Here is a 26,147-nt window from a genome sequence, read left to right as displayed (position 1 = left end):
TATCGGGTTGGCTGTGCTTGCTGAACGTGCGGGCGATGAGCGCCGAACGCAGCTGCCACACTCCCGACGTGGTGGTGGGGTCGAGTCCGGTGACCTGGCTGATGCGCCTGAGCCGATAGTCGACGGTGTTGGTGTGGATCTGCAACGAGCGGGCGGTGCGTTGGCGATTGAGGTTGTTGCTGATATAGCTCCGCAAGGTTTGGAGCAGCTCGGGGTACTCGTCGAGGGGGTTCAGCAGCGACCCGAGAGTTTCACGACCCGGACCCGGCCGGGTCAGCTGGTATTCCAGCGCCATATCGGCGAAACGGTACAGACCGGGGGCGTATTGCAGCCGACGCACCGTGTCGAGCAGTTCGTGGGCGCGGTCGGCTGCGCCGGGCACCAACGCGGCCGACGCTGTGACAACGACCGCTGTCACCGGTACGCGCGCGGCCGCCGACAGCTGGGCGAGCAGTTCGTCGAGGCGCTCGTCGTTCAGCGTCGGAGTCGGGATCAGAATCGTCCCGCCGTCGACACTCAGCAGCGCGAGTGCATTCTCGCCGCAGCGGCTGGCGAGTTCGGCTTGCAGGCGGCGCAGTTTGCGGCGGGCTACGACCTTGCCGTCGAGCATCGGATGCTCCTCGTCCGGATGTTTCGGAACATCCACTGCCAGTACCGAATACTCCTCGGCGATGCCGATTCCGTCCGCGCGGGCCGTCAGTGCGGTGGAATATCCCCCCAGCAGCGCGGAGGTCAGAGCGTGGACGGCAGTGTGCCGCTCACCGACCGCCGCCTTGTGCTCACGGACATACGCGCGGGCGACGGTGGCGCACATGATGTCGAGCCTTTCCACGACCAGTTTCATGCCGTGTACCAGATCGGCGTAGTCCCGCACCGTCCCGTTCGCGAAGACGAGATCCATACCGAGCTTCAATCCTTGATGGATGGAATGCATGACCGTGTCGATCGGCATGCCGTCGCGGGCCCAGTCGGTTGCCGCATCGGCCAGCCGGGCGGTCTTCGCCGGAATGTCCTGCCCGTCCAACATGCTGACCGACAGCTCGAGGCAGACCCGGGCGACATCGTCACCGGGCAGCACGGCGCGTGCCATCACGTTGTCGCCAGACTGCCCGACCAACTGCTGCACGCCTTGTGCGGGGAACGGCATCGGTTCGCCCGAGACGGTCGATCCACGCCGGAGTGCCCCGTTGGCTGTCATCGTCGACTCCCTTCCGCCCAGTTGCTGCGGTTCTACCGGCCGATGGTGCGGTCGGCAGCCGTGCCAGGCGGCCGAACTCCCACGGCGATCGCTTTCGACCTGTGGCCTGATCGGTCGTGGTCCAACGATAAGAGGATCCGGAACTCACCTTCCACTCTTCTTTGGCAACCCATTGCCGGCGGTGGATCACGGCGGCAACATGCGGCGGAAGATCGTTCGCATGACCTTCGAAGAGATATCCAGCTCGTTGCGTGAAGCGATTGCTCACTATTTGCTGTGACGCTCACAGGTCGAGCGCGCAACGAACGTCGGTCAGAAATTGCGCGTACTTGCTGCCGCTGGAGCCAACCGTGGACGCCCGTCGCCGCAGTCCGATCAGGGGATTCGGTGCGGGGTCCCTAGGTCGTCCAGCAGCTCGCGGGCGATCGAATGGCCGGCGAGATACAGTCCGGTCCGCCGAGCTCAGGGTCGTAAGATCAGTTGAGCCGCCGTATTTCGGACTCGAGCCATGCGCAGATGATCCGAGCGGTCATCGTGATGGCCTCGCGGCGTTCATGGCCGTGGATCTCCCGGGCCGTTGCGCGCAGCACCGCCGTGAAGCCGATGTCGACCAGCACGTATGCCATCACGTCATACCTGTGATCGTCTCCCGGGCCGAGCAACTGGATCAACAGCACCTTTACCAGCGGACGCAGACGCGCTTCGAACTCGGGAATGCCGCTGCCACGGCATTGAACTTCGCCGCCCAGCACGCGCACCAGATGCGCGTTGGCGCCCAGCTCCTCGGTGAGCAGCTCCAGCATCTCGGTGGGCACTTTCGGAACCAATGGGAGCAGCTTGGGAATCGGGCGCTTCGACAAGTCGGATACCCAGCGGGTCAAGCGCCGTTCCGCGTTGTCGAAAAGGCGCTCGCGAAGCTCATCGATGATTGCAGCCCGATCGGGGAAGTACCGGTAGACCGTACCGATGCTCAACCCGGCCGCCGCCGCGATCCGGTTCGTCGAGGTTTCAGCGATGCCGCACTCACCGAACAACCGCGCCGCGGTGTCGAGTATCTGCTCCCTCGTTTCCTTCGCGCGCTGCTGGGTCGGGCGACGGCGCTGTCGGGCAGCCTTCTGCGGCATCACACTTCCCTGTCTCGTGGGCGAAGAGTGAGCTTTGCTCACTTCAGCTTCAGCTACCGGATGTCACTGCCGCTTGTTGTATGTTGTTAGACCGTTGAATCGACGGCCGACGTCGCGGGAACGGCCGACACCCACGGCGCGCGAGATAGGTCACGGGCTGGCCAACGGAGGTGCTGATGGCAGCCGGTCAGCTGCCCAGAGGCAGATTGCTGCGGGGTAGTCGGCTGGGTCGACTGGTCGCGGGGCAAGCTGTGCGTGGAGTCGGAACTCGGCTGTCCATGGTCGGCCGGCCTGACGAAGCCCGTCGGATACTCGCCGAGCGGTCCACTCTGCAAGCCGCACAGCAGATGGTCACAGTGCTCGGCGGCATGAAGGGTGCGGCGATGAAGCTGGGCCAGATGCTGTCGGTTCTCGATGTCGACCTCGTCCCCGAATCCCACCGTGAACTGTTTCGCGTGAAGCTCGGCGAGCTTCGAGATCGCGCGCCGGAGGTTCCGTTCAGGGCGATGCGGAAGGTCCTCGAGGGTGATCTCGGGCCGATGTCCCGAGTGTTCGCAGATTTCGAGGAGACGCCGGTGGCCGCGGCCTCGATCGGGCAGGTGTACCGGGCGAGGTTGCATGACGGGCGAATGGTCGCGGTGAAGGTGAAATACCCCGGTGTGGACGAGGCCGTCCAGGCGGACATGCGTAACTTGCAGTTGTTCGCCAAGCTGTGGAGATCGGTGCTGCCGAGCGCGGCCGACGCCGCCGTCCTGGACGAGATCGCACGCAACATCGGCGGCGAACTCGACTACCTGCGCGAAGCGCGGACCCAGCATGAAGTCGCCGCGCGCTTCCACGAACATCCCTTCATCACCGTCCCCGACAGCGTCGAGGAACACAGCACGCACCACGTTCTGGTGACAGAGTTCGTCGAAGGGAAGTCCTTCCAAGAGATGCGGGCTCTGCCCGTGACCGACCGAGATCGGATCGGCGAGCTGATCTACCGCTTCTACATCGGTTCGCTGTTCTCCGACTACGAGTTCTGCGGGGACCCGCATCCCGGCAACATCCTTCTGGACGAAGGCGGTCGCGTCGTCTTCGTGGATTTCGGGCTGTATTACCGAATGGATCCCGCGGATGCCGAGTTCGAGCGTGCGTCCCTGCTGGCGGCCGCGGAACACCGGGCCGTGGATCTGTACCAGGCGTGGGTCGGCCGCGGCATCATCGACCTGGCCGCGGGCGTCACACCACAGGAATGCCTGGAATACGTGTGGGCGGCGTCGGGCTGGCATCTGCTCGACGAGGAGATCACGATCACTCCCGAACTCGCCACCGCGGCGGTAGTCCTCGCCGTCGATCCGAGGGCGGACGAATTTCGGGGTATGCGGCATCAATTGCTTCCGGCGGAGCACGTGTTCTCCAGGCGGGCGGAGTTGTTCACCTTCGCCGCACTCGGACAGCTCGAGACGACCAACAATTGGCATCGACTGGCCCGTGAGTGGCTCTACGGCGAGCCGCCGGCAACCGAGATCGGGCGAGCAACGGCACGGTGGCGAGCCGGGCGACTGCCCGGACCATCTCGCCGCTGACCAGGTCTTCACCGCACTGCGGAGACATCGAATTCGCTGATGCCGTCGGTGGTGACCTCGAGCATGCAGGCGGTGGAGATGTCGAAGAACAGGCCCGATACCGTCAGGCCGCGGGCAGCGGCGGCCCGACAGATCACCGGGTGGCGTCGCAGGGTCTCGAGCTGAACGGCGATGTTGACCATGCTCAGCTGGGCGGCTTCGCCATAACCCGCGGCAGCCGCGGCCGCGCGCACCGGGTGCCCGGCACGGTAGGCATCCAGGCTTGGGCGGGCATGGGCGAGCCAGGTGTCCAGTCGCGGTCCGGTGGAGGCGCCGGCCAGCAGGGCCTTCATGGCACCGCAGGAGGAATGGCCGCACACCACCACGTTGTGGACCTTCAGGTTGTCCACCGCGAAGGACAGGGCCGCCTCGACCGAGACGTCCGATCCGTCCGCGGGGTGCAGATTGCCGACGTTGCGGACGGTGAACAGGTCACCAGGACCGCTGTTGGTGATCACATTGGGCACGATGCGCGAGTCGGCACAGGTGAGAAACAACGAGTGCGGATCTTGCCGGTCACGCAGCTGGTCCAGGTGTGGCCGGATCACGTGGGCGTGGCTGCGATGGTAGGCGATCACGCCGGCCGCGACCGCGTCGCCGTTTCGGTCGCGCCACGGGCCGAGTACCTCATCGAGCATGCCGCGAGCCCGGCCGCGTCGAGGCGGGCCGGTCCTGCTGTGTTCCATGCGCGCGGTACCGATCTCGACGAATTCCACTTCTCCGCCGGTACTTTCGTGCTGCCGGGCCCAATCGCGGATGGTCTCGTAGCCGGCGTGATCGAGGAAGTCGACGGTCAGCTCGACCAGTACGTCGGTACCGGTCGGCACCGTGGCCAGTTTCTTGGTCAGCTTCGGCAGTGCCAGGAAGGTGCACGTGCCCTCGACGCGGACGACCCATCGATCGGTGCCCGTCTCCGGCGCGACCTGTACCGATACCTTCACCACTCGCCGCAGCAACATCGCGAACGCCACGGCCAGGCCGATCAGCACGCCCTCCAGCAGATTCAGGAAGACTACGCAGACCATGGTCACCGCGTATACCGCCAGGTCGCCGGTGCGATGGGCGAGCTGGATGTGCGCCAGTTTCACCAGCTGGACACCCACCACGACGAGCAACCCGGCCAGCGCCGACTTCGGGACCTGCTGTACGACGCCGACAAGCGCGATGGAGAACACCAGGATCCACGCGCCGTGCAGAATCGCCGAGGCCTGGGTGCGTGCACCGGCGGCCACGTTGGTGGAGCTGCGCACGATCACGCCCGTGACCGGGAGTCCACCGAGGATGCCGGAGGTCATGTTGGCCGCGCCCTGAGCCACCAGCTCACGGTCGAAGTTGGTCCGCCTGCCGGTGTGCAGCTTGTCCACCGCGACCGCCGAGAGCAGGCTCTCCACGCCGGCGATCAAGGCGATGGTAAGCGCCGCCAGCGCTACTCCGGCCCAGTTGCCGCTGGGTGGGACAGGCAGGCCGGTGGCGTCGAACAGCGAGCTGTCGATCTCGATGCGGTCCGGACTACCGGGCAGCACCAGCGAAAGCGCCGTACCCATCAGCACCGCGACCAGCGGGCCCGGGATCAGGCCAACCCTGTCGGGTACCCGTCGCCAGGCGACGATGATACCGATGACGATCACGCCGACGACGAAGTCGTCACCGTGCGCGTTCAGCAGCTGACCGGGGAGTTCGGTGATGTTCTCGAAGGCCGAGGTGCGCGACGCCCCACCCAGCAGCACGTGCACCTGTTGCAGCGCGATGGTGACTCCGATACCGGCGAGCATGGCATGCACGACGACCGGTGCGATCGCCAGCGCGGCACGCGCGATCCGGCTCAATCCGAACAGGATCTGCAACAGGCCGGCCGCAGTGGTGATGAAACAGGTCGTCTTCCAGCCGAACTGATGAATGGTCTCGGCGACGACCACGGTGAGCCCGGCCGCCGGCCCGCTGACCTGCAGCGGGCTCCCACCGAGGAAGCCGACCACGATGCCACCCACGGCGGCCGCGATCAGGCCGGCGGCAATCGGGGCGTCCGAGGCGATGGCAATGCCCAGCGACAACGGCAGGGCGACGAGGAACACCACGATCGAGGCGGGCAGATCATGCCGGGAGATCGACAAAAGTCGATCGGACCAGGCGCTCCCCGGCGGAGCGGCCGATAGGGGGTTCGCATCGGTGTCGGTGGGCATATTTCTCCTTCACCAGGCCTACGGGCCGGTCTGGTCGGTCGAACATGTTCTCCAGGCATCCCGAACAGCTGCGGCACGATTCCCGGAAATCAGTGCCCGCAGCCTCTCCGCCATGGGAGTTTTCCAAGATCAACGTACTGGCAAAAGCGCAGTGGAAAACGGGACGAACGAATGTTTGTGACCGGCACTATTCCGAGGGAAAGCATCTTCCTCGGCATCACAACGCGTCCCCGGGCAAATTTTGCTTCAGAAATGAGTTACCTGCGCCGGCAGATACCGCCGCTGTGCAGAGGTTTCACCCGGCAGTGCAGGGACCGGGTGTAGCACGACAGGCACTCATGGTCGACGTCGGCATATTCGATGCCGGGCGACGAAAGGCCACAAGCAATGAGCAGAACTATCGTGTGTATTCGGGTCACAGTTAGTGTTGATGCCACTGATTACTGTGATGATCTACGACGACTGAGGAAAGAGTTGATCTAGAAATCCAAATTCTGGAAAAGGACCTGGAAGGGCCCTCGAGTTCGTGATCTGATCGTTCCGTCCCGAACCCGGGAAATTCTCCATGAACACGACTGAGGATGACTGCATGAACTCGAGAATTATCCGCCCGCTCGCCGTGGCCGCATTCGCACTATCGGCCACCGCCCTCGGTGTCGGCACAGCCTCGGCGGATGCGGCCGCGGCCACCCCCGTCACGGGCTCGGTGGAATTGTGTATTCCCATCCCCCTTGGCTCGGCCGAGAACACCTTCTGCCTGCCTATCGGCTAGCGGAGTGGCACGCGGCGGTGCCGACACGGTCCAGGGTGAGCACCACGGCGCGCTGCCCGGTTCGAGCCGTCACCGCCGCGCAGCCTGCGCAACGTGGCCGCCGGTTGAGCGACGCCCGGCAAGGCACACCGAAGACCGCCCGGGTTGGGCACCATCCCTCGCTGATCGTGGGGGTCGGCGCCGGGATCGGGGGAACAGCCCCGCACACCGGCCGGTCACCAGGCGCGGAGGGAGCTGCCCGGGCGGCGCATCGGCCCTCGACGTGATCAAGCACCCGGCGGGCGGTGTCGAGGCAGAACGCCACCCACAATTCGCTTCCGATCGGGTGAGAGTGAGTAGTTGCATGTCGGCCGTTGATGTCGCGGACCCCACAGCACTGGCCGCCACAGCCGCGCGCCTGCGCATCGCATTGACCGTGATTTTGCGCCGCATCCGGAGTGATCCGAATGAGTGTCGATTGTCCGCGACGCAGTGGGCGGTGCTGGGACGGTTGCATCGAGGCGGAGCCATGGCCGCTGTCGATCTGGCTCGCCTGGAGATGCTGCGCCCGCAGACCATGCGCAATGTCGTCGACGGGTTACGAGATCAGGGGCTGATCGTCGGCGTACGCGATCCGGTCGACGGACGCCGCGTGAACCTGATACTCACCGACGACGGTCTGGCCTGGGTGCGCGGGCAACGGGGGTCGCTGAACATCACTCTCGCGCGTCTCCTATCGGAGAGCTTGCCACCCGACGAACGGAGCAAGGTGCATGAAGCGCTGGATCTACTGGAAAAGATCGCCTACGGGTGATCTACCCGAGCCACGCACCTGCCTGCGCACGTGAGCCGAGGTAGTCCTCGGCAGATCAGATCGGTCTCGGAGACTGTCATCGTGACGTATCACTATCGCCTGCCGACCGCTCCTCCTGAAATTCACGTTACTCGGAGTAATCCGTTCTCTGGGTTCGCGCGCTAGCTACGCTGATGCAATAGCGCAGTTAACGGGGGTGGAAGGAAGCTCCACCATGTCTCTCACCTTCGCCGGACGGCAAGGACTCACTGTATCCGGTCGGCCCATGTCACTGCCGCTGAAAGACGTGCGAGCCCTGTCGCGGCAGATGGTCGGGCATTTCGTCGAAACCGTCGCCCCCTGCGGGACCTTGCCCGGTGACGCGATCCATGGCGACATCACCGTCATCACCCGCGTGTGCTTGGAGTTGGCAGTCAGCATGCTGGATGGCAGCAACATTCCGGAGAAGGCCGGGCAACTTGAGGACGCCGCGGCGCAATGGGCTCGCGAAGGTGTGCCCATCGGTACCATTCACCACGCTGTCCATGAGGGCTTCAAGATCGGCTTCGACCTGGTGGTGTCCACCGCATTGGCCGAGCAGCGTGCCTCCGGCTCAGCTGACACCGAGCCGATGCTCACCGTCAGCGCCGCCGACTATCAAAGCATCCTCGACGCCGCCAAACTCGTCGTCGAAATGCTCGACACCATGACCACGGCGGTCTCGGTGGCCTATGTGCGCGAATTGCGCGCGGTTGTGTCGGAGCACCACACCGCGGTGCACACGCTCACCTCGGCGCTGCTGGGGGGCCACCCCACTTCCACCATGGCCCGCGAGTGTGGCATCGACATCTCCGACCGCTACCGCGTAATAGCCCTCGCCATTCCGTCCCACCCGGACGAGTCCAACTCGATGCTGGACGCGAAAGTCGTTGCCCGCCGCAAACTCCGGCGTGTGCAGGCGGAATTGGCCACCCGCTGCGACGACACCGTGCTGTCGCTGCTCTCGGTCGACGGCGGCACCCTGCTCATCCCCGCCGATCACATCACCAAGGCCGCCCTGAAGGAACTGATCGGGCATCTGTCGCGGGCGGCCCGCGTGCACATCACCGCGACCGAGGTGACCGCCTCCACCGACACCGTGCCCACTGCCGCGGATCAAGCCCACGAACTGCTCGACATGGTCACCCGGCTCGAGTCGCTGCCGGGCCTGTATCACTTCGACGAGCTGGCTCTGGAATACCAGCTCACCCGCCCCGGCCCCGCCCGAGAACAGCTCGGGTCGCTGCTCGATCCACTGGAGGAATATCCGGAACTGCTGGAGACTCTGCAAATCCATATAGCGCACAATCTCAACCGCCGGCGCACTGCGCGGCTACTACACGTACACACCAATACCGTGGATTACCGGCTCAAGCGGATCGGTCAGCTCACAGGGTTGGACCCCACCCAGGCGAATGGGCTTTGGCGCCTACGTTCGGCACTGGTCGCCCGCACATACCGCAAATGAGCAGAACGCGGCCGAGCGGGTGTGGAAATACTCCAGTCGATGCTCGTCCACTATTGCCGCCGCCGCGGATTGCTTCGCCCCACCGGACAGCGCCGCGGGTTGCCCCCAATCGCAGATTTCGCACGACGGGGTACCCCTCGAGCTGAATACAGTGGAATGTCCGCTCGCGTTCGGTGTCGACAACATCGGTAGTGGTGTGGAACACAACGTGATGTGAAAGAAGAATCATGGACGATACTCGACGAACTGAAGCAGACGGATTGCGGGCGACCTGGCGGGTGTTTCAGGACCATCTCATCTCTATCGTCGCCGTCCACGATGCCTCTGACGCCACGACAATCGCATCCTTCGGTCCCGACGATCTACCGGACCTCGTTCGAGCGCGAGAACTCCTTCCGGAACTCAACGCGTTGTGGGACGCCGTACGCCACGACTTCTGGACCAGACTCATCCCTCCGCAACCACAGTGCCGACGATGGCGACGGATGTGATCTCGTCGCCGCGGTCACTTTCGAGTCACTTTCCGTGGAGCCGGGCAGGGTGTTCGGTTCCACCGCGCGGCCGACCGGAAGAGTCCTTTTTCGGCAGCCCGCCAGTAACACCTGTCCTACTCCTCCCCCGCGGGTTCACTGCCCGTCCCCCGCACTGCACCCCGTTCCCCAACAACACCGCCGTGCAGAACCGCCCGGTCATCCAGGCCGTTCTGCTGGATATGGTTCGGAGGCACGCGATGTGGAAGCTCATCGCCCCGTGCTGGGGCAAGGCCCTGGTTCTGCCGTCGAACCGGTAAGCAGTTCTGCCCGAACCGGCGCTGCCGCACTCTCCCTCAGCGGGAAGGCGGCACCGCTCGAGTGCCCAGCCGCCCCTGGTCCGTCCGAATCCACTCCGAGGTTCCGTCCGGATGTCGATGGAACTCCCAGGCGGTGTAGTCGCCGTCCTTCTCCACCACCTTGACGTGATCGGCGAAGCCGTCGTGATCGATGTCGGTCCACACCTGCACGGCATCGTCGCCGGTGATGGTCGCGCTGTCGAGCAGACCGTCTTGGTCGATGTCCTGGGTGGGATGGTGCAGTTCGACGGCGCCGAGACCGCCTAATTCGGCGTGCGCGTCGACATGCGGTAGATCCAGTCCCGGAAGATCACCCGACGTGACCATCGCCCCCGCTTTCGCGCACCATGCCTTCGAAGAACTCGGCCAGCATCGGCCCAGAATATCGAGGTCTTCGTCGCCATTCAACACCTTGTACCACTGGTCGCCGAACTCGAAGCCAACCTGGGCCACCTGCACAACAACCGAAACTGCCACTCGCAGCACGCAAATCGCTCCATCGCCGCTACCACGACCCCGACGACGCGAGCCTGGCCGAACTCGCCGCAGAACCGCGAGCTCGCGCTGCTGCTCAGCCGGTCGGGTCACTCGGCGTCCGCTCGAGCGAGCGTTTCGTCGGCGAGAGCTTCCGCCGCCTCGTCCGGCGCGTAGGTGGCCAGCGCGGTGACGAGGTCACGGATATCGCGGCGAATCGACGGTGGCTGCTGGGCGTGGCGGGCGATGTCGAGTTCGTTGGCGACGGTCAGGACGGCGAAATCATGGAGTTCGGTTCCTTCGATCGTCTTCGATCCGCCAGTGAATCTGTCGATCACGGGTAAGGGGCGTCGGCCGAGTTCGCGGTAGGTGCGCGAACGATCGCATGCGCCGTAGAGATACACCAGCGCCGCCGCGTCAGGGCCGATGACGTGACGCAGCTGTTGGTCGTCCGTGGACGGCAGCAGGGCGTGCCGGAACCCGTCGGTGCCGTATGACGCGTGACAGATCGACGCCAGCCGAGTTCGTGGCGCGGCGTTCCATTCGACGGTGAGGGCGTGCACCCGGCGAAGGTGCTCGAACAGAGTCCCGCCCGGGTGCTCGATCTGTTCGGCGCCGAGCGAGCGCTGCAGCTCGAACGCGCGACGGACTACCTCGTCGGTGCCCAGCCACTTGGTGGCGTGCGCCGAAACGATGCGGGCGAGTTCTCCGGGGGCGTCGCGAGCGACGAGATGCCCGGCCTCCGGTACACGGGCAACGGTGACGCGTCTGTTGGCCGCGCGGAGCCGGTCCACGTCGGCGTCGCCGAGCGGAGAGCGTCGCCCTCCCCGCACGAGCAGGATGGGCAGGTCGGATGCCGCGACGATCGCGTGGAGCTCGGAGCGGGACGCGAGAATGTCGTCGGCGAGCTGGATGTTGCGCGCGAGGAGCCCGCGGTCGTCGAGCCAGCGGCGGGCGCGATCCGCATCGACGTCAGGAACGACGTCCACGAGCACGAGGCCGGCGACACGCTGCGCGACGGACGACTCCGCGAGGGCGGCGACGGCGGCGAACCCTCCGAGGGAGGCGCCCACCACGACGATCGGCGCCGGTTCGCGAGCCACCATCTCGATCACGTCGTCGGCAATCGGCCGCAAAGTGGTCGCCCGACCGGAACTTTCGCCGTGCCCGCGCAGATCGAAGGCCACCGTCCGCAATCCGCACTCGATCATCCCCTCCGCGACCGGTGCCCAGACGTCGCGACTCTCTTGGCCCGCGTGCAGCAACAGGACCGTCGGCCCCGTGCCGGTCACCGTGGCCCGAAGTATGACGTCGTGCAGCGCGAGGCTCATATCTGCCATCGCTTAGCCGCCTCCTTGCCGAATCCGCCTCTCAGCTCGTCGATTTCGAACATCGACATGCCCTCCGATCTACCTTGAGATATCAAGGTAACGGTACGCGGTAAAACCTTGGTAAGTCAAGGTAAGATTCCGCCGGTGACCAACCCGAGAACGCGCAGACCACCGGACGAAGCTCGCCGGTTGATCCTCGATGCCGCGGCTTCGCTGCTGGCCGAGGGAGGCGTTGCCGCCGTACAGGTGCGCGCGGTGGCAGCGCGGGTGGGCATGACCGACGCGGGCGTCACGCATCACTTCGGCAATCGCGAGAAGCTGCTCGCCGAACTCCTTCGTCACGGTGGACGCCGGCTTCGAGCCGCGCTCCAAGACGTCATCACCGCATGGCTGGAGCACGGCACCGATCTCCTCGACCTCATCGAGTCCCTCGAGACCGTGTACCGGGGCGGCTACGGCGAACTCGCAGCGGCGCTGCACGCGGCGGGATGGCGCGACCATGGCGCCGGCATGCTCGACCCGGTCGTCGACGCCCTGCATCGGAGCCGGCCCCCCGGAAGTTCTCTCGACGAGACACGACTCGCGGTCGCGGCCCTTCACCAGGCGATGGCAACCGAGCCCCTCTATGGCAGCGACTTCCGCCGGAGCGCCGGCATCACCGGCGCCGCAGCACAAGACTCCACCGCTCAGCTGCGCTGGTGGGCAAGCCAGCTTCAGCGCGCGCTCGACATCGAACCAGCGCGCCGTTGACCCGAGCGGGGTTGTCCGCGAGACCGGCGGCGAGGCCGGTCCCCGGAGGTTCGAGTTGCCGACTTGTCGCCCCTATCCCGGAGTGTGGACGACTCCAGCCGTGCGTCGCTGATGGCATGGGCCGCCAGCGATTGCGGAGGCGGGTAGCTGCCGTTAGGTTCATCCCATGAGTTCCGCCTTTCCTCATTTGCTGTCGCCGATCGAGCTGGGGAGGGTGCGACTGCGCAACCGAGTCGTGATGGGCTCCATGCACACCGGCCTGGAAGACCGGGCCTGGCACATCGACCGGCTGGCCGCGTTCTTCGCCGAACGCGCACGCGGCGGAGTGGGGCTGATCGTCACCGGCGGATACTCCCCCAGCCGCGACGGGTGGCTGTGGCCGTTCGCCTGCGCCATGCTGGACGAGACCGACGCGCAGCGGCACCGCGTGATCACCGAGGCCGTCCACGCGGAGGGCGGCAAGATCGCCCTGCAGATCCTGCACGGGGGCCGCGATTCGAATATCCCCACCAATCTGGCTCCCTCGGCGGTGGCGTCGCCGCTCACCGCGTTCGAGCCGCGGGCGTTCACCGAGCAGGAGATCGAGACCACGATCGCCGATCACGTGCGCTGCGCACAGCTGGCGCAGCTGGCCGGTTACGACGGTGTCGAGATCATGGGCGGCGAAGGCTTCCTGATCAACCAGTTCCTCGCGCCGCGCACCAACACCCGCACCGATCGCTGGGGCGGCTCGGCAGCGAACCGGCGACGGTTCCCGGTCGAGGTCGCCGCCCGGACCAGAGCCGCCGTCGGCGACGACCTGCTCATCATGTTCCGGATGTCGCTGGCGGAATTCGTGGAGGACGGGCAGACCTACGCGGAGATCATCGATCTGGCCAAGGAATTGGAAGCCGTCGGGGTGGACGTCATCAACACCGATATCGGCTGGCACGAATCGCGGGTGCCGACGATCGTCACCTCGGTGCCGCGGGCCGCGTTCGTCGGATACACCGCGGCGCTCAAGGAGCACATCTCGATTCCGGTGTGCGCGTCGAACCGGATCAACATGCCCGAGGTCGCCGAACAGATCCTGGAGCGGGGTGAAGCGGACCTCATCTCGCTGGCCCGGCCGTTGCTGGCCGATCCGGAGTGGGTGAACAAGGCCGCCGGATCCCGCGTGGACGAGATCAACACCTGCATCGCCTGCAACCAAGCCTGCCTGGACCACACCTTCACCCGGCAGACCGTGTCCTGCCTGGTGAATCCCCGCGCGTGCCACGAGACGCTGCTGCAACTGCTGCCCACCAGGCGGGCCAAGCGGGTGGCGGTCGTCGGGGCCGGTCCGGCCGGGCTGTCTGCCGCGATCGGGCTGGCCGAGCGCGGGCATCAGGTGGAGCTCTTCGAAGCCGAGGATCGGATCGGCGGTCAGTTCGACCTCGCCCGCCGCATTCCCGGCAAGGAGGAGTTCGACGAGACGATCCGGTACTACCGGCGCAAGCTGGAACTCACCGGCGTCACCGTGCGTTTGAACGCCCGCGTCACCGCCGAACAGCTCGCGGCCGGCGGCTGGGACGACGTGGTGCTGGCCACCGGCGTGCGTCCCCGTGTTCCCGACATCCCCGGTATCGATCACCCGATGGTGCTGTCGTATCCGGAACTGATCCGGCGGGAGAAGCCCGTCGGGGACCGGGTGGCCGTCATCGGCGCGGGCGGAATCGGATTCGACGTCGGCGAATTCCTCACCGCGGGCCACCAAGGGCCGTTGACGCTCGACCAATGGCGCGACGAGTGGGGTGTCACCGATGACATCCACGCTCCCGGCCAGCTGCGGCCCCGCAGGCCCGCGCCGGGAATCCGGGAAGTGACCCTCCTGCAGCGCAAGTCGGGGCCCTTCGGACTGACTCTCGGGAAGACGACCGGCTGGATCCATCGCGCCGCCCTGGAGGCGCGCGGTGTCGAGCAGATCGGCGGAGTCAACTATGAGCGGATCGACGATCGCGGCTTGCACATCAGTTTCGGCCCGCAACGGCAGGGCCGCCGGGTGATCGAAGTCGACAACGTCGTGGTGTGCGCGGGCCAGGAATCGGTTCGCGACCTAGGCGACCAGCTCGAATCTTTGGGCGTGCGCGTGCATGTCATCGGCGGAGCCGACGAGGCGAAGGAGCTCGACGCCGAACGCGCCATCCAGCAGGGCACCCAGCTGGCGGCGGAACTCTGATCGTGGACCGCGGTGGGCCCGGGGACCACATCCCCGGGCCCATCGGCAGTCACCCGTTTCCGCCGCCCACCCGCACGAAGGTCGCGACGGCGGTCGCGTAGACCTTGCCGTTGGCGTCGACCAGGCGGCTTTCGGCGGTGGCTGTGGTTCGGCCGACGTGCACCGCCTCCGCTATCGCCTGCAGCGCACCCTGGTTGTGCGAGACTCCGCGCACCAGATTGGTGGTCATGCTCACGGTCGTGAGCATGGATTTGTCGTCCACCGACAGCTGGACCGCGCCCCACATCGCGACGTCGAGCACCGTGCCGACGACACCGCCGCCCACGACGCCGAGGAAGTTCACATGCCGCTCGTCGGGGGTGAGGCTCAAGGTCATCCGCCCCGGCTCGGCGGCGACCACCTCGATGTTGAGCACTTTGGCCAGCGGCGGCAGCGGCAGGGCGCCGGTGCGGATGCGCTCGACGAGTTCGTCGCGGGAGAGCTGGATCATGCCGAGCACGGCGATACCGGGGTCGTCCCACTGCAGGTGCAGCGAGCGCACCCCATCGGTCACCGCGATCGCCGACGGGTCGTTGAGTGTCATGACTTTCCTCTACTTTCCGGAGATCTGCTGGTCGATGAGAGCGAACAGTTCGTCCGCGGTGGCGGCCGCCGCCACGGCGTCCCGGCCCTGCGCGGCGGCGGGCTCGGGTTCGGACTCGGGTTCGTCCACGGCGTCGGTCAGCGCCGCGCGGATCCGTTCGGCCAGCCGGGCTTTGTCCTCCGCGGACGGCAGCGTCGCGAACAAGGCGGTGAGCGCGGTGATCTGGTCGTCGATCGCCGAGGTGGTCGCGGTCGCCTCCCAGTGCGACCGCAGCAATTTCGCCACCGCGCTCACCGTCGGGTAGTTGAATACCAGGGTCGAGGGCAGACGCGTCCCCGTGCCTTCCGACAGGCGGTTGCGCAGCTCGACGCCGCCCAGTGAATCGAAACCCATCTCGCTGAACGGTGTTTCGGGATCGATGGCGTCCGCGGATCGGTAGCCCAGTACCGCCGCGGCGTGCTCGCGGACGAATCCGAGCACCAACGCGTCGCGTTCGTCCTCCGGCGCCGCGGCGAGCCGGTCGGCCAGCAGACCGCCGGACGTGCGCGCGGCCGTGACTCGCCGCGCACGGCTGGGCACCAGGCCGCTCAGCACCTCGGGCAGCAGCCCGGCACGTGCCTGCGCCGCCAGGGCGGGCTGGTCGAATTCGACGCAGGCGACCACGGCCGCGTCCGTGGTGAGCGCGGCGTCGAACAGCGACGTCCCGTCCGCCTCACCGAGGATCCGCAGACCCATGCGCTGCAGCCGCGCCAGCGTGGCGCGGTCCATCTCGGCGGTCATGCCCGTGCCTTGGTTCCACAGCCCCCAGGCGACCGACAAGCCGGGCAGCCCCTGTGCGCGGCGGGCATGCGCGAGCCCGTCGAGGAACGCGTTCGCGGCCGCGTAGTTGCCCTGTCCGGGCGACCCCAGAATCGCCGCCGCGGAGGAGAACACGACGAACGCCGCCAGATCCCGGCCCTGAGTGAGCTCGTGCAGGTGCAGTGCGCCGTCGACCTTCGGCGCGAGCACGCGATCGAGCTGTCGTTCGGTCAGCGTCTCGATGGTGGCGTCGTCGATCAAGCCCGCGGAATGGATGACCGCCGTCAGCGGATGCTCCTGCCCGATCGACTCCAGCACGGCGGCCAGACCCTCGCGATCGGCCACGTCGCACGCGGCGACCCGGGTGCGCGCACCCAGCCCGTCCAGCTCGGCGACCAGTTCCGCCACCCCGTCGGCGGACGCGCCGCGGCGCGACACCAGCAGCAGATGCCGGACGCCGTGTGCGACGACCAGGTGCCGGGCGAGCACCGCGCCCAATCCGCTGGTCCCGCCGGTGACCAGTACCGTTCCGTCTCCGAAAACGCCTGTGCTGAGCAGTGTTTCGGGTAGGTCGGCAGAGGCGAGGCGCGGTAGGTGGAGTTCTCCCCTGCGGACCGCCACTTGGGCGTGCCCTGATTCGATGACGCCGAGCACCGTCTTCGCGTCCAGGTCCTCGTCGTGGTCCAGGAGCACGATGCGGCCCGGTTGTTCCGACTGCGCGCTGCGGACCAGACCGGTCACCGCCGCGGCGGCCAGATCGATCGACTCGCCGGGCAAGCCCGTCGCCCGGCGGGTCGCCACCACGAGCCGAGTCTCCGCCAGCCGCTCGCTCGACAGCCAGGACCGCAGCAACTCCCATGTCGTACGTGTCGCGTGCCGCACGGTCCCCGGGTCCACCGGGCCCGCCGGACCGTCGCCGGGCGACCACACGACCACTTCCGGAAGCGGTTCGGCCGCAGTCAGTTCGGTGACATCGGCGTAGCGGCGCTCGACGCCGGATACCCGTGTCGGTCCCATCGTCGCCAAGCGGTCGGGCACGGCCCGCAACGCCGGTAGCTCCGCGCGCGTCCAGCGCAGGAGCAGGGGCGCCGCACGACGCCCCGCGGCCACGGGCCCCAGGGCGTCGGCCGCGATGGGACGAGCGGAGACCGCATCGATGCGCGCCACGGGCGAGCCGGTCTCGTCGGCGATGTCGATCGCGACCTGGCCCTCGGCATCGCGGACGACGTGAACGCGCACGGCGGTGGGTCCAGGTCGCCACAACCGCACACCGGCGAACGAGAAGGGCAACGGCACCTGCTCGGCGGGCAGCTCACCGATCAGATCGCCGAGCGCCGCGTGCAGGCAGGCGTCCAGCAGCGCCGGGTGGATACCGTACGACGCCGCCGCGGCGGTGACGGATTCGTCGAGGGAGACCTCGGCGAAAGTCTGCTCACCGCGCGACCACAGCGCGGTCACGCCTTGGAAGCCGGGACCGTAGTCCAGGCCGCGTTCCGCCAGCCGGTCGTAGAGCGACCCGTCCGACGGCGCCGCATCCGGAGGCGGCCATGCCCGTTCGCCCCAGACCGGCGCGAGGTCCTCGTCTGCCGTGCTCAAGACACCGCTGGCGTGCTGTACCCACGCCTGCGTGTCGGCCGCGTCCCGGGCCGCCGGGCGGGAGTGGATGGTGAAACTGCGCCGCCCTTCCTCGTCCCGCCCACCGACAGTCAGCTGCACATCGGTTTCGACGCCCGCGCTGAGCAGGAGGGGAGCTTGCAACAGGAGTTCCTCGACCACCCCGGCGTCCAGATGCGCGCCCGCGGCCAGGGCCATCTCCGCGAAGGCCGTTCCGGGCAGCAATACCGAGCCGAACACCGCGTGGTCGGCGATCCAAGGCTGGGTACGCGTGGAGCACCGGCCGGTGAACAGCCATTCGTCCTTCCCGGCCAGCGGTACCGCGCTGGTCAGCAGCGGATGCCCGAACGACCCCGTCACGACCTCGGGAGCGGGCTGCACCCAATAGCGGCGGCGCTGGAACGCGTACGTCGGCAGCGCCACCCGCGTGTCTCCCGCGGGCAGCAGCGACCGCAGGCGCACCGGTACCCCTGCGGCGTAGGACTGCGCGAGGAGGGTGACGAACTGGGCCACCTCGTCGACCGACCGCCGCGACGACGCCGCCACCAGCGACTTCGCCGCCACCTCCGGACGCTCGGCCAGGCATTCCCCGGTCATCGCGGTGAGCGCGGCGTCCGGCCCGACCTCGACGAAACGGCGTACCCCGGCGTCGAGGAGACTGCGCACCCCGGGAGCGAAACGCACACAGCTGCGCACCTGCGCCACCCAGTAGCCCGGATCGCACACCTCGTCACCGGCCTGCGCGCCGGAAACGTTCGACACGATCGGCACGGTCGGCCTGCGATAGGTCAGCCCCTCGGCCACCGCACGGAATTCCTCCAGCACAGGCTCCATCAGCATCGAATGGGACGCGTGCGAGATCCGCAGCAGGGTGGTCTTGCGTCCCGCCTCGGTCAGCCGCCGCTGCATCTCGCCGACGGCATCGGCGTGCCCCGAGAACACCACCGACTCCGGGCCGTTCACCGCCCCGATCGCGAGCCGGTCGCCGAGGCCGGTCAGCAGGTCCTCCGCTTCCGTCTCCGACACCGCGGCCGCCAGCATCGCCCCACCGGAGGGCGCGGCCCCCATCAACCGTCCTCGCGCCGCCACCAGGACACAGGCGTCGGCGAGCGACCAGACCCCGGACACGTATGCCGCGACGAGTTCGCCGAGCGAGTGACCCGCCAGCACATCCGGTACGAGACCGTACGACTCCAGCAGCCGGAACATCGCCACCTCGAACGCGAACAACGCGGGCTGCATCCAGTCCATCCGATCCAGCACCCCGGCCGCGTCGGTGAACATCACCTCCCGCAGCGAACCTCCGAGATGCCGGTCGAACTCCGCGCAGACTTCCTCCAGAGCGGTCGCGAAGACCGGGAACGCCCGGTACAGGTCCGCGCCCATGCCGACGCGCTGCGCGCCGCCGCCGGTGAACAGGAAGGCCGTGGCACCCGGCACCGCCTGTGCTTCGACCGCATGAGGCGATGCCGCGCCCGCCGCCAGCGCGGCCAGCCCGGCGAGCAGTTCCTGCCGATCGCGTCCGACCACCACGCCGCGGCGATCCAGGAGCGCGCGGGAGTCGAGCAGCGCGCGCGCCACCCGCCACGAGTCGATCTCCGGCTCGTCCCGCAGCCAGGAGCGCAAGCGTTCGGCTTGAGCCCGCAGCGCTTCGGAGGTTTTCCCGGAGACCACGAGCGGCACCGCGTCGCCCGCCACCGGATCGGGGCCCGCCGCCGTGCGCTCGTCGTGCGCGGACGGGGGCGCTTCCTCGAGGATCACATGCGCGTTCGTGCCGCTGATGCCGAACGACGACACTCCCGCGCGCCGCACCCGGTTACCGACGGTCCACGGCTCGGCGTCGGTCAGCACCCGCACCGATCCGGCCGACCAATCCACGTGCGGGGAGAGTTCGTCCGCGTGCAGAGTTCTCGGCAACACTTCGTGGCGCAGGGCCTGCACCATCTTGATCACGCCGCCGACACCGGCCGCCGCCTGCGTGTGGCCGATATTGGACTTGAGCGATCCGACCCGCAGGGGACCTTCCGGACGGCCCTGACCGTAGGTGGCGAGCAACGCCTGTGCCTCGATCGGGTCGCCCAAGGTCGTGCCGGTCCCGTGCGCTTCCACGGCGTCCACGTCGGAGGGGCCGAGCCCGGCATCGGCCAGCGCGGCCGCGATCACGCGCTCCTGCGACGGGCCGTTCGGCGCGGTGAGGCCGTTGCTGGCGCCGTCCTGGTTCACCGCGCTGCCGCGCACCACCGCGAGCACGTTGTGGCCGAGCCGCCGTGCGTCCGACAGCCGTTCGACCACCAGGACGGCCGCGCCCTCCGCCCAGGCCACCCCATCGGCGGCGGCCGAGAACGATTTGCACCGCCCGTCCGCGGCCAGGCCGCGCTGACGGGAGAATTCCACGAACACCGTGGGCGTGGCCATCACCGTCGCACCGCCCACCAGGGCGAGCGAACTCTCCCCCTGACGCAGCGCCCGGCACGCCACGTGCAGCGCCACCAGCGAGGATGAGCACGCCGTGTCCACCGTCATCGCGGGGCCTTCCAGGCCGAGCGAATACGCGATGCGCCCCGAGACCACACTCGCCGCCGAGCCGGTACCGACATAGCCTTCGGCCTCGGGACCGGCTTTGCGGGTCAAGACCTCGTAGTCCTGATACATCACTCCCGTGTAGACGCCGGTGTCGGTGCCCCGCAGCGACACCGGATCGATACCCGCGTGCTCGAGCGCTTCCCACGACACCTCCAGCAGCAAGCGCTGCTGCGGGTCCATCGCGTTCGCCTCCCGCGGGCCGATTCCGAAGAATCCGGCGTCGAAGTCGGCCGCGTCCGTCAAGAACCCGCCCTCCTTGACGTAGGAGGTGCCGGGGTGCTCCGGGTCCGGATGGATCAAGCGATCCAGATCCCAGCCGCGATCCGCCGGGAACTCACTGATGGCGTCCGTACCCGAGGCCACCAGATCCCAGAGCTCGTCCGGCGAGCCGACTCCGCCGGGGTATCGGCAGGCCATGCCGACGATCGCGATCGGTTCGTCGGCTCGCGTGCGCTGCCGCGCGCGGCGGACTCCCGGTCCGGCGCCCTCGATCCGGGAACGCAGCAACCGAGCGACGGCGGCCGAAGTCGGGTGGTCGAAGGCGAGGGTGGACGGAAGACGCAGACCGGTGGCCTTGGTGAGGCGATTGCGCAGGTCCACCGCGCCCAGCGAGTCGAATCCCAGCTCGCTGAACGGTTTGTCGGCCTCGATGAGATCGCCCGTTGGGTGGCCCAATACCTCGGCGACCTGCCCGCGCACGAATTCCAGCACGATCTCGTCGCTGCGGTCCGGTGGCGCCGACGCGAGCCGCTCCGCCAAGTCGCCGCCGCCCCCTGCGGCGCGGCGCGGTACCGCCACCAGCGAACGCAGCGGCGGCGGCAGCAACCCCGCGCGGGCCTGCGCGGACAATGCCGCGGTGTCGAAATCCACGGCGGCGACCAGCGGCGTGCCCGCGCCCGCGGCACGGTCGAACAACGCGAGTCCGTCGGACTCGGTCAGGGGCCGGAAACCCATGCGCGACAGCCGTTCCAGACCGGCGCGGCCCAGGTCGGCGGTCATCCCGCCGTTCTGATTCCACGGGCCCCAGGCCACCGTGACCGCGGGCAGTCCCGCCGCGGCGCGACGCCGGGCCAGCGCGTCCAGCACCGAGTTGGCGGCGGCGTAATTGCCCTGGCCCGCCGAGCCCAGGACCGCGGCGATCGACGAGAAGAGAACGAACGCCGAAAGGTTCCGGTCCCGGGTGAGTTCGTCCAAGTGGAGGGCGGCGTCGACCTTGGGCGCGAAGACCCGTTCGATCCGGTCGGGAGTGAGCGCGTCGAGCGTCGCGTCGTCCAGGACGCCCGCGGCATGGATCACGGCGGTCAGCTCCGGACCGTCGGCCAACTGGCCGAGCAGGGCCAGCACCGCGGCACGGTCGGCGACGTCGCAGGCCAGCACCCGCGGCTGGGCACCGAGTCCGGTCAGTTCGGCGACCAGCTCGGCCACACCGTCGGCGCGTTCGCCACGGCGGGACACCAAGACCAGGTCCCGCACACCATGCGTCGCGGCCAGGTGCCGGGCCACCAGGGCACCCAATCCACCTGTGCCGCCGGTGATCAGCACCGCGCCCGAACCCAGGTTGACGGGCGCGCCGGTCGCCTCGCCGCGCCGGGTGAGCCGGGGCGCGAGCAGGTCGCCGTCGCGCGCCGCCAGCTGAGGCTCGTCGGTGGCGAGGGCCACCGAGATCAGCTCGGGCCCGACGACCGCGCCGCGCTCGGCGTCCACCAGGACGATCCGGCCCGGATGCTCCGATTGCGCGCTGCGCAGCAGTCCCCAGGTCGCCGCGGCCGCCAGGTCCGGATCCTCGCCCGGCCGCCCGGCGCCGTTGCGGGTCACCACGACCAGCCGGGTATCGGCGGACTCGGGCAGGCGCAACCAGGACTGCACCGTGACAAGCGCGGTGTTCGCGCTGCGGCGCACGCTGTCGGCCTCGGCGCTGTCGGTGTGCCCGGTTCCGGGCTCGGCGAACCACACCACCGCATCGGCGTGGCGGCCGTTGGAGGTCCCGGCGACCGCGGTCAGCGCGGCCATATCCGGATGGTGTTCGTCGAAATCGGATCGGGCTGGTCCGCCGACCGCGGCCAGCCGCACCGCGCCGGACGGCGCGCCGGAGGACACCGCCACCCACTGCACGTCGTAGAGACCGTGGGGTGCGGCCGAGGGGGTGTCGCGCACCGCCTCGCGGTCGACCGGCCGCGCCTGCAGCGCGTCGATGGTGAGCAGCGACGCGTCCATATCGTCGCGCAACTCGACCCGCACCCCGTCCGCGCCCATGGGCCGGATCAGCGCCCGCGCCGCGCTCGCGCCACCACGAGACAACCGCACGCCGGCGAAGGAGAACGGCAGCGGCGCGTGATGTGCGGGCGAATCGGCGGCCAATACGTCGACAGCGGCGTGCAGTGCGGCATCGAGCAGAGCTGGGTGCACACCGAAACGCGAGGCATCCGAAGTCGTCTCGCCGAGACGCACTTCGGCCAGGACGGCGTCGTTGCGGCGCCAGATCCGGCGCACGCCACGGAATGCGGGTCCGTAATCGAGGCCGCGTGCGGCCAGTTCGTCGTACAGCGCGTCTCCGGTCGTCACGTCCTCGTCCGGGGCCGGCCCGTCCGTACCGCCGGAGTCCGGCGCGTCTTCGGTGGCGGGCGCGAGTACACCGCGTGCGTGCGTGGACCCGGCGGTCCGGTCACCGACTGTCCGCGACGCGATGACGAAGCGCCTGCGCCCCGCGTCGTCGGGTGATTCGACGCTGATCTGGAGATCGACCTCGGTTCCCTCGTCCAGCCGCAACGGCGCCTCCAGGACCAGTTCGTCGACCGTCGCGGCGTTCAGTCGCGCGCCGACCGCCAGCGCGAACTCCACGAACGCGGTGCCGGGCAACAGCACCGTGCCGAACACCGTGTGGTCGGCCAGCCACGGCTGTGACAGCGTGGACAGGCGGCCGGTGAACAGCCACTCGTCCGTGCCGGCCAGGGCCAGCGCCGCGCCGAGCATCGGGTGGTCCATCGCGGTCAGACCGGCGCGGCTCACATCGCCGATCCCGTCGGTCGGCGGCAGCCAGTACCGCTGACGCTGGAAAGCGTAGGTGGGTAAGGCGACTCGGCGCGGCGCGCGGCCGGCGAACAGCGGCCGCCAATCCACTTCGGCGCCCGCGGCGTGGGCGGCGGCCAGGAAAGCGGTGAGCTGCCCGGCCTCGTCCGCGCCACGCCGCGCGGCGGCGACCACCGTGCAGCGGGCCTCGATATCGGGTTGGTCGGCGAGACATTCCCGGGTCATCGCGGTCAGCACCGCGTCGGGACCGATCTCCAGGAACCGCACCACCCCGCTCGCGGCCAGCGCCCGGACGCCCGGCGCGAACCGCACCGCCGCCCGGACCTGACGGACCCAGTACTCGGGATCGGTCAGCTCGTCGCCTGCCGTCGCCCCCGAGACGTTCGAGACGATCGGGATCGTCGGCCGTCGATAGGCGACACCGGAAGCCACCGTCCGGAACTCGGACAGCATCGGGTCCATCCGCGCCGAATGGAAGGCGTGGCTGACGCGCAGCCGGTTCGTCCGGCGGCCTCGGTCGCCGAAGTGCCGCTCGATCTCCGCGACCGCGTCGGCGTCACCCGACAGCACCACCGACGACGGCCCGTTCACCGCCGCCACGGAGACCCGGCCGTGGTACGCGTCGAGCGCGGCCGACGCCTCCTCTTCCGGCACCGCCACCGCCAGCATCGCGCCGCCCGCCGGCAGGCCCCCCATGAGACGGCCGCGTGCCGCCACCAGCGCACACGCGTCGGGCAACGACCACACTCCGGCGACATACGCCGCCGCCAGTTCGCCGATGGAATGGCCGAGCAGCACATCCGGGGCCACACCGAAGGATTCGACGAGCCGGTACAGCGCCACCTCGAAGGCGAACAGCGCGGGCTGGGTGAACTCGGTCCGATCCAGCGGTCCCGGCGCGCTGTCGCCGTCCGGCGCCTCGGCACAGAGGAGGTCCTTCAGCGAACGTCCGAGCAGCGGATCGAATTCGGCGCACACCCGGTCCAGCTCCGCCGCGAACACCGGGAACGCCGCGGACAGTTCCCGTCCCATTCCGGCGCGCTGCGCGCCCTGACCGGTGAACAGGAACGCCGTGCGTCCCGCGCGAGCCCGGCTCTCGATCACGCCCGGCGTGGAGCGTCCCTCGGCGAGGGCCGCCAAACCGGCCAGGAGTTCGTCCCGGTCACGGCCGACGACCGCGCCTCGCCACTCCAGCCGAGCACGGGAGGTGAGCAGCGAATGCGCGAGATCCCGCGAATCCGTCTCCGGGGCGTCGGTCATCCAGCGGCGCAAGCGGTCCGCCTGTTCCCGCAGTGCGGCGCCGGAACCCGCCGACAACAGCAATGGAACGGCGTGCAGTGACGCGTCTTTCGTTTCGGCGGGAGCGGGCTCGGACTCCGTTTCGGCGGGGGCCGGGTCGGCGGGCGCTTCCTCGAGGACGACATGGGCGTTGGTGCCGCTGGCGCCGAACGACGACACGCCCGCGCGCCGGACCCTGGCACCGGTGGGCCACGGCTCGCTCTCCCGCAGCAGCCGCACGGTACCCGCCGACCAGTCCACATGGGGAGTGGGCGCGTCGATGTGCAAGGTCTTCGGCAGCATTTCGTGCCGCATGGCCTGCACCATCTTGATCACGCCCCCGACGCCCGCCGCGGCCGAGGTGTGCCCGATATTCGATTTCAGCGATCCCAGCCGCAAGGGCGTCTCGGTCTCCCGAGCGCCGTAGGCGGCGATCAGCGCCCGGGCTTCGATCGGATCGCCCAGCATCGTGCCCGTACCGTGCGCTTCCACCACGTCGACGTCGGCGGGCGCCAAGCCCGCGTCGCGCAACGCCTGCCCGATCACGGCTTCCTGCGACCGGCCGTTCGGCGCGGTAAGTCCGTTGCTCGCGCCGTCCTGGTTGATCGCGCTGCCGCGGACGACCGCCAGGACGGTGTGCCCGTGCCGCCGTGCGTCGGAGAGCCGTTCGAGCACCAGCACGCCGAGTCCCTCGGAGAAACCGGTGCCGTCGGCCGCCGCCGCGAATGCCCGGCACCGGCCGTCGGGAGAGAGGGCGCGCTGCCGCGCGAACGCGATGAGCAGGGACGGATCCGACATCACGGTGACCCCGCCCGCCAAGGCCAGGGTGGCGTCGCCGTTGCGCAGCGCCCTGGACGCGAGGTGCAGGGCGACCAGCGACGACGAGCATGCCGTGTCGATCGAGACCGCAGGCCCCTCCAGCCCGAGGGTGTAGGCGATCCGGCCAGACAGCACGCTGCTGGAAACACCCAGATAGGCATGGCCTTCCGTTTCGGCCGTGATATCGGGGGAGCCGACGCGGGGCCCATAGTTCTGGTGGGCCACCCCGGCGAACACGCCGGTGTCGCTACCGCGCAGCGACAGCGGGTCGATGCCTGCGTCTTCCAGGGCCTCCCAGGCCGCCTCGAGCATCAAGCGCTGCTGTGGGTCCATCGCGGCGGCCTCGCGCGGGCTGATGCCGAAGAAGCCCGCGTCGAAATCGGCCACGCTGTCGAGGAAACCGCCCTCCCGCGTGTAGACCGTCCCCGGGACGTCCGGATCGGGATCGAACAACCGCTCCAGGTCCCAGCCGCGGTCGGAGGGATACCCGCCGACGGCGTCCACGCCCTCGGCGGCTACGCGCCACAGGTCCTCGGCGGATCGGACGCCGCCCGGGTACCGGCAGGCCATCCCGACGATGGCGATGGGCTCCCGCGTCCGATCGGTGAGTTCGCGCAGGTGTTGTTTGGTCTCGTAGAGCTCCTTCGCGGTCTTCTTCAGATAGCGGCGTAGCTCGTCGGTGTCGGCCATCGGTGGGGCTC

Annotated in this window: 13 protein-coding genes; 6 read left to right on the top strand and 7 right to left on the bottom strand. The window is 68.6% G+C overall.

Features of this window, described 5'->3' with window-relative positions; all coding sequences use genetic code 11:
• Both NNI01S_RS30490 and NNI01S_RS30485 read right to left on the bottom strand, forming a co-directional pair.
• Positions 1 to 1,198, bottom strand: a 1,198-nt coding sequence (locus NNI01S_RS30490; protein WP_063024590.1) for a PucR family transcriptional regulator, incomplete at its 3' end; no start/stop codon positions are given.
• Between the two features lie 476 nt (positions 1,199 to 1,674).
• Positions 1,675 to 2,322, bottom strand: a complete 648-nt coding sequence (locus NNI01S_RS30485; RefSeq protein ID WP_063024584.1) for a TetR/AcrR family transcriptional regulator — start codon at positions 2,320 to 2,322, stop codon at positions 1,675 to 1,677.
• 176 nt (positions 2,323 to 2,498) lie between these two features.
• On the opposite strand from NNI01S_RS30485, the gene NNI01S_RS30480 reads away from it, so the two are divergent.
• Entirely contained in the window at positions 2,499 to 3,893 is a 1,395-nt protein-coding gene (locus NNI01S_RS30480) for an ABC1 kinase family protein (protein WP_063024588.1), read from the top strand.
• 8 nt (positions 3,894 to 3,901) lie between these two features.
• Here the strand turns inward: NNI01S_RS30480 and NNI01S_RS30475 are convergent, their stop codons facing one another.
• A complete protein-coding gene (locus NNI01S_RS30475) occupies positions 3,902 to 6,112 on the bottom strand; it encodes a SulP family inorganic anion transporter (protein WP_063024583.1) in 2,211 nt (736 codons plus the stop codon).
• A gap of 565 nt (positions 6,113 to 6,677) precedes the next feature.
• Between NNI01S_RS30475 and NNI01S_RS30470 the strand changes: the two genes are divergently transcribed.
• The 3 genes from NNI01S_RS30470 (at position 6,678) to NNI01S_RS30460 (ending at position 9,163) form a co-directional block, all read left to right on the top strand.
• Complete coding sequence (locus tag NNI01S_RS30470; RefSeq protein ID WP_357036618.1) at positions 6,678 to 6,884, top strand: hypothetical protein; 207 nt, start codon at positions 6,678 to 6,680, stop codon at positions 6,882 to 6,884.
• A 457-nt stretch (positions 6,885 to 7,341) separates the two neighbouring features.
• The gene (locus tag NNI01S_RS35530; protein ID WP_169813042.1) at positions 7,342 to 7,677 is read left to right on the top strand and encodes a MarR family winged helix-turn-helix transcriptional regulator; all 336 of its coding nucleotides are present in this window, start codon (positions 7,342 to 7,344) and stop codon (positions 7,675 to 7,677) included.
• 265 nt (positions 7,678 to 7,942) lie between these two features.
• Positions 7,943 to 9,163, top strand: a complete 1,221-nt coding sequence (locus NNI01S_RS30460) for a PucR family transcriptional regulator (RefSeq protein WP_245676428.1) — start codon at positions 7,943 to 7,945, stop codon at positions 9,161 to 9,163.
• Positions 9,164 to 9,989: 826 nt separating this feature from the next.
• Here the strand turns inward: NNI01S_RS30460 and NNI01S_RS30455 are convergent.
• Positions 9,990 to 10,469: a DUF6802 family protein gene (locus tag NNI01S_RS30455; RefSeq protein ID WP_245676427.1), complete on the bottom strand. Its 480-nt coding sequence runs from the start codon at positions 10,467 to 10,469 to the stop codon at positions 9,990 to 9,992.
• Positions 10,470 to 10,576: 107 nt separating this feature from the next.
• Positions 10,577 to 11,806 (bottom strand): alpha/beta fold hydrolase, encoded by a 1,230-nt coding sequence (locus tag NNI01S_RS30450; RefSeq protein ID WP_063024576.1) that lies wholly within the window; start codon positions 11,804 to 11,806, stop codon positions 10,577 to 10,579.
• A gap of 135 nt (positions 11,807 to 11,941) precedes the next feature.
• Between NNI01S_RS30450 and NNI01S_RS30445 the strand changes: the two genes are divergently transcribed.
• Both NNI01S_RS30445 and NNI01S_RS30440 read left to right on the top strand, forming a co-directional pair.
• Positions 11,942 to 12,547: a TetR/AcrR family transcriptional regulator gene (locus NNI01S_RS30445; RefSeq protein ID WP_063024574.1), complete on the top strand. Its 606-nt coding sequence runs from the start codon at positions 11,942 to 11,944 to the stop codon at positions 12,545 to 12,547.
• Between the two features lie 166 nt (positions 12,548 to 12,713).
• Complete coding sequence (locus NNI01S_RS30440) at positions 12,714 to 14,744, top strand: NADPH-dependent 2,4-dienoyl-CoA reductase (protein ID WP_063024572.1); 2,031 nt, start codon at positions 12,714 to 12,716, stop codon at positions 14,742 to 14,744.
• Between the two features lie 49 nt (positions 14,745 to 14,793).
• Here the strand turns inward: NNI01S_RS30440 and NNI01S_RS30435 are convergent, their stop codons facing one another.
• Entirely contained in the window at positions 14,794 to 15,327 is a 534-nt protein-coding gene (locus NNI01S_RS30435; RefSeq protein ID WP_063024570.1) for a PaaI family thioesterase, read from the bottom strand.
• 9 nt (positions 15,328 to 15,336) lie between these two features.
• A complete protein-coding gene (locus NNI01S_RS30430) occupies positions 15,337 to 26,136 on the bottom strand; it encodes a type I polyketide synthase (protein ID WP_063024568.1) in 10,800 nt (3,599 codons plus the stop codon).
• Positions 26,137 to 26,147 lie beyond the last annotated feature (11 nt).

Source organism: Nocardia niwae NBRC 108934 = DSM 45340, assembly GCF_001613465.1.
Lineage (GTDB): Bacteria > Actinomycetota > Actinomycetes > Mycobacteriales > Mycobacteriaceae > Nocardia > Nocardia niwae.
Note: the sequence above shows the minus strand (reverse complement) of the source record. Positions and strands in the feature narration are given on the sequence as shown.

Excerpts from the sequence above, each read along its gene's own strand:
- NNI01S_RS30485 (WP_063024584.1), bottom strand. The coding sequence starts at position 2,322 with ATGCCGCAGAAGGCTGCCCGACAGCGCCGTCGCCCGACCCAGCAGCGC.
- NNI01S_RS30480 (WP_063024588.1), top strand. The coding sequence starts at position 2,499 with ATGGCAGCCGGTCAGCTGCCCAGAGGCAGATTGCTGCGGGGTAGTCGG.
- NNI01S_RS30475 (WP_063024583.1), bottom strand. The coding sequence starts at position 6,112 with ATGCCCACCGACACCGATGCGAACCCCCTATCGGCCGCTCCGCCGGGG.
- NNI01S_RS30470 (WP_357036618.1), top strand. The coding sequence starts at position 6,678 with ATGAACACGACTGAGGATGACTGCATGAACTCGAGAATTATCCGCCCG.
- NNI01S_RS30460 (WP_245676428.1), top strand. The coding sequence starts at position 7,943 with ATGTCACTGCCGCTGAAAGACGTGCGAGCCCTGTCGCGGCAGATGGTC.
- NNI01S_RS30450 (WP_063024576.1), bottom strand. The coding sequence starts at position 11,806 with ATGGCAGATATGAGCCTCGCGCTGCACGACGTCATACTTCGGGCCACG.
- NNI01S_RS30440 (WP_063024572.1), top strand. The coding sequence starts at position 12,714 with ATGAGTTCCGCCTTTCCTCATTTGCTGTCGCCGATCGAGCTGGGGAGG.
- NNI01S_RS30435 (WP_063024570.1), bottom strand. The coding sequence starts at position 15,327 with ATGACACTCAACGACCCGTCGGCGATCGCGGTGACCGATGGGGTGCGC.
- NNI01S_RS30430 (WP_063024568.1), bottom strand. The coding sequence starts at position 26,136 with ATGGCCGACACCGACGAGCTACGCCGCTATCTGAAGAAGACCGCGAAG.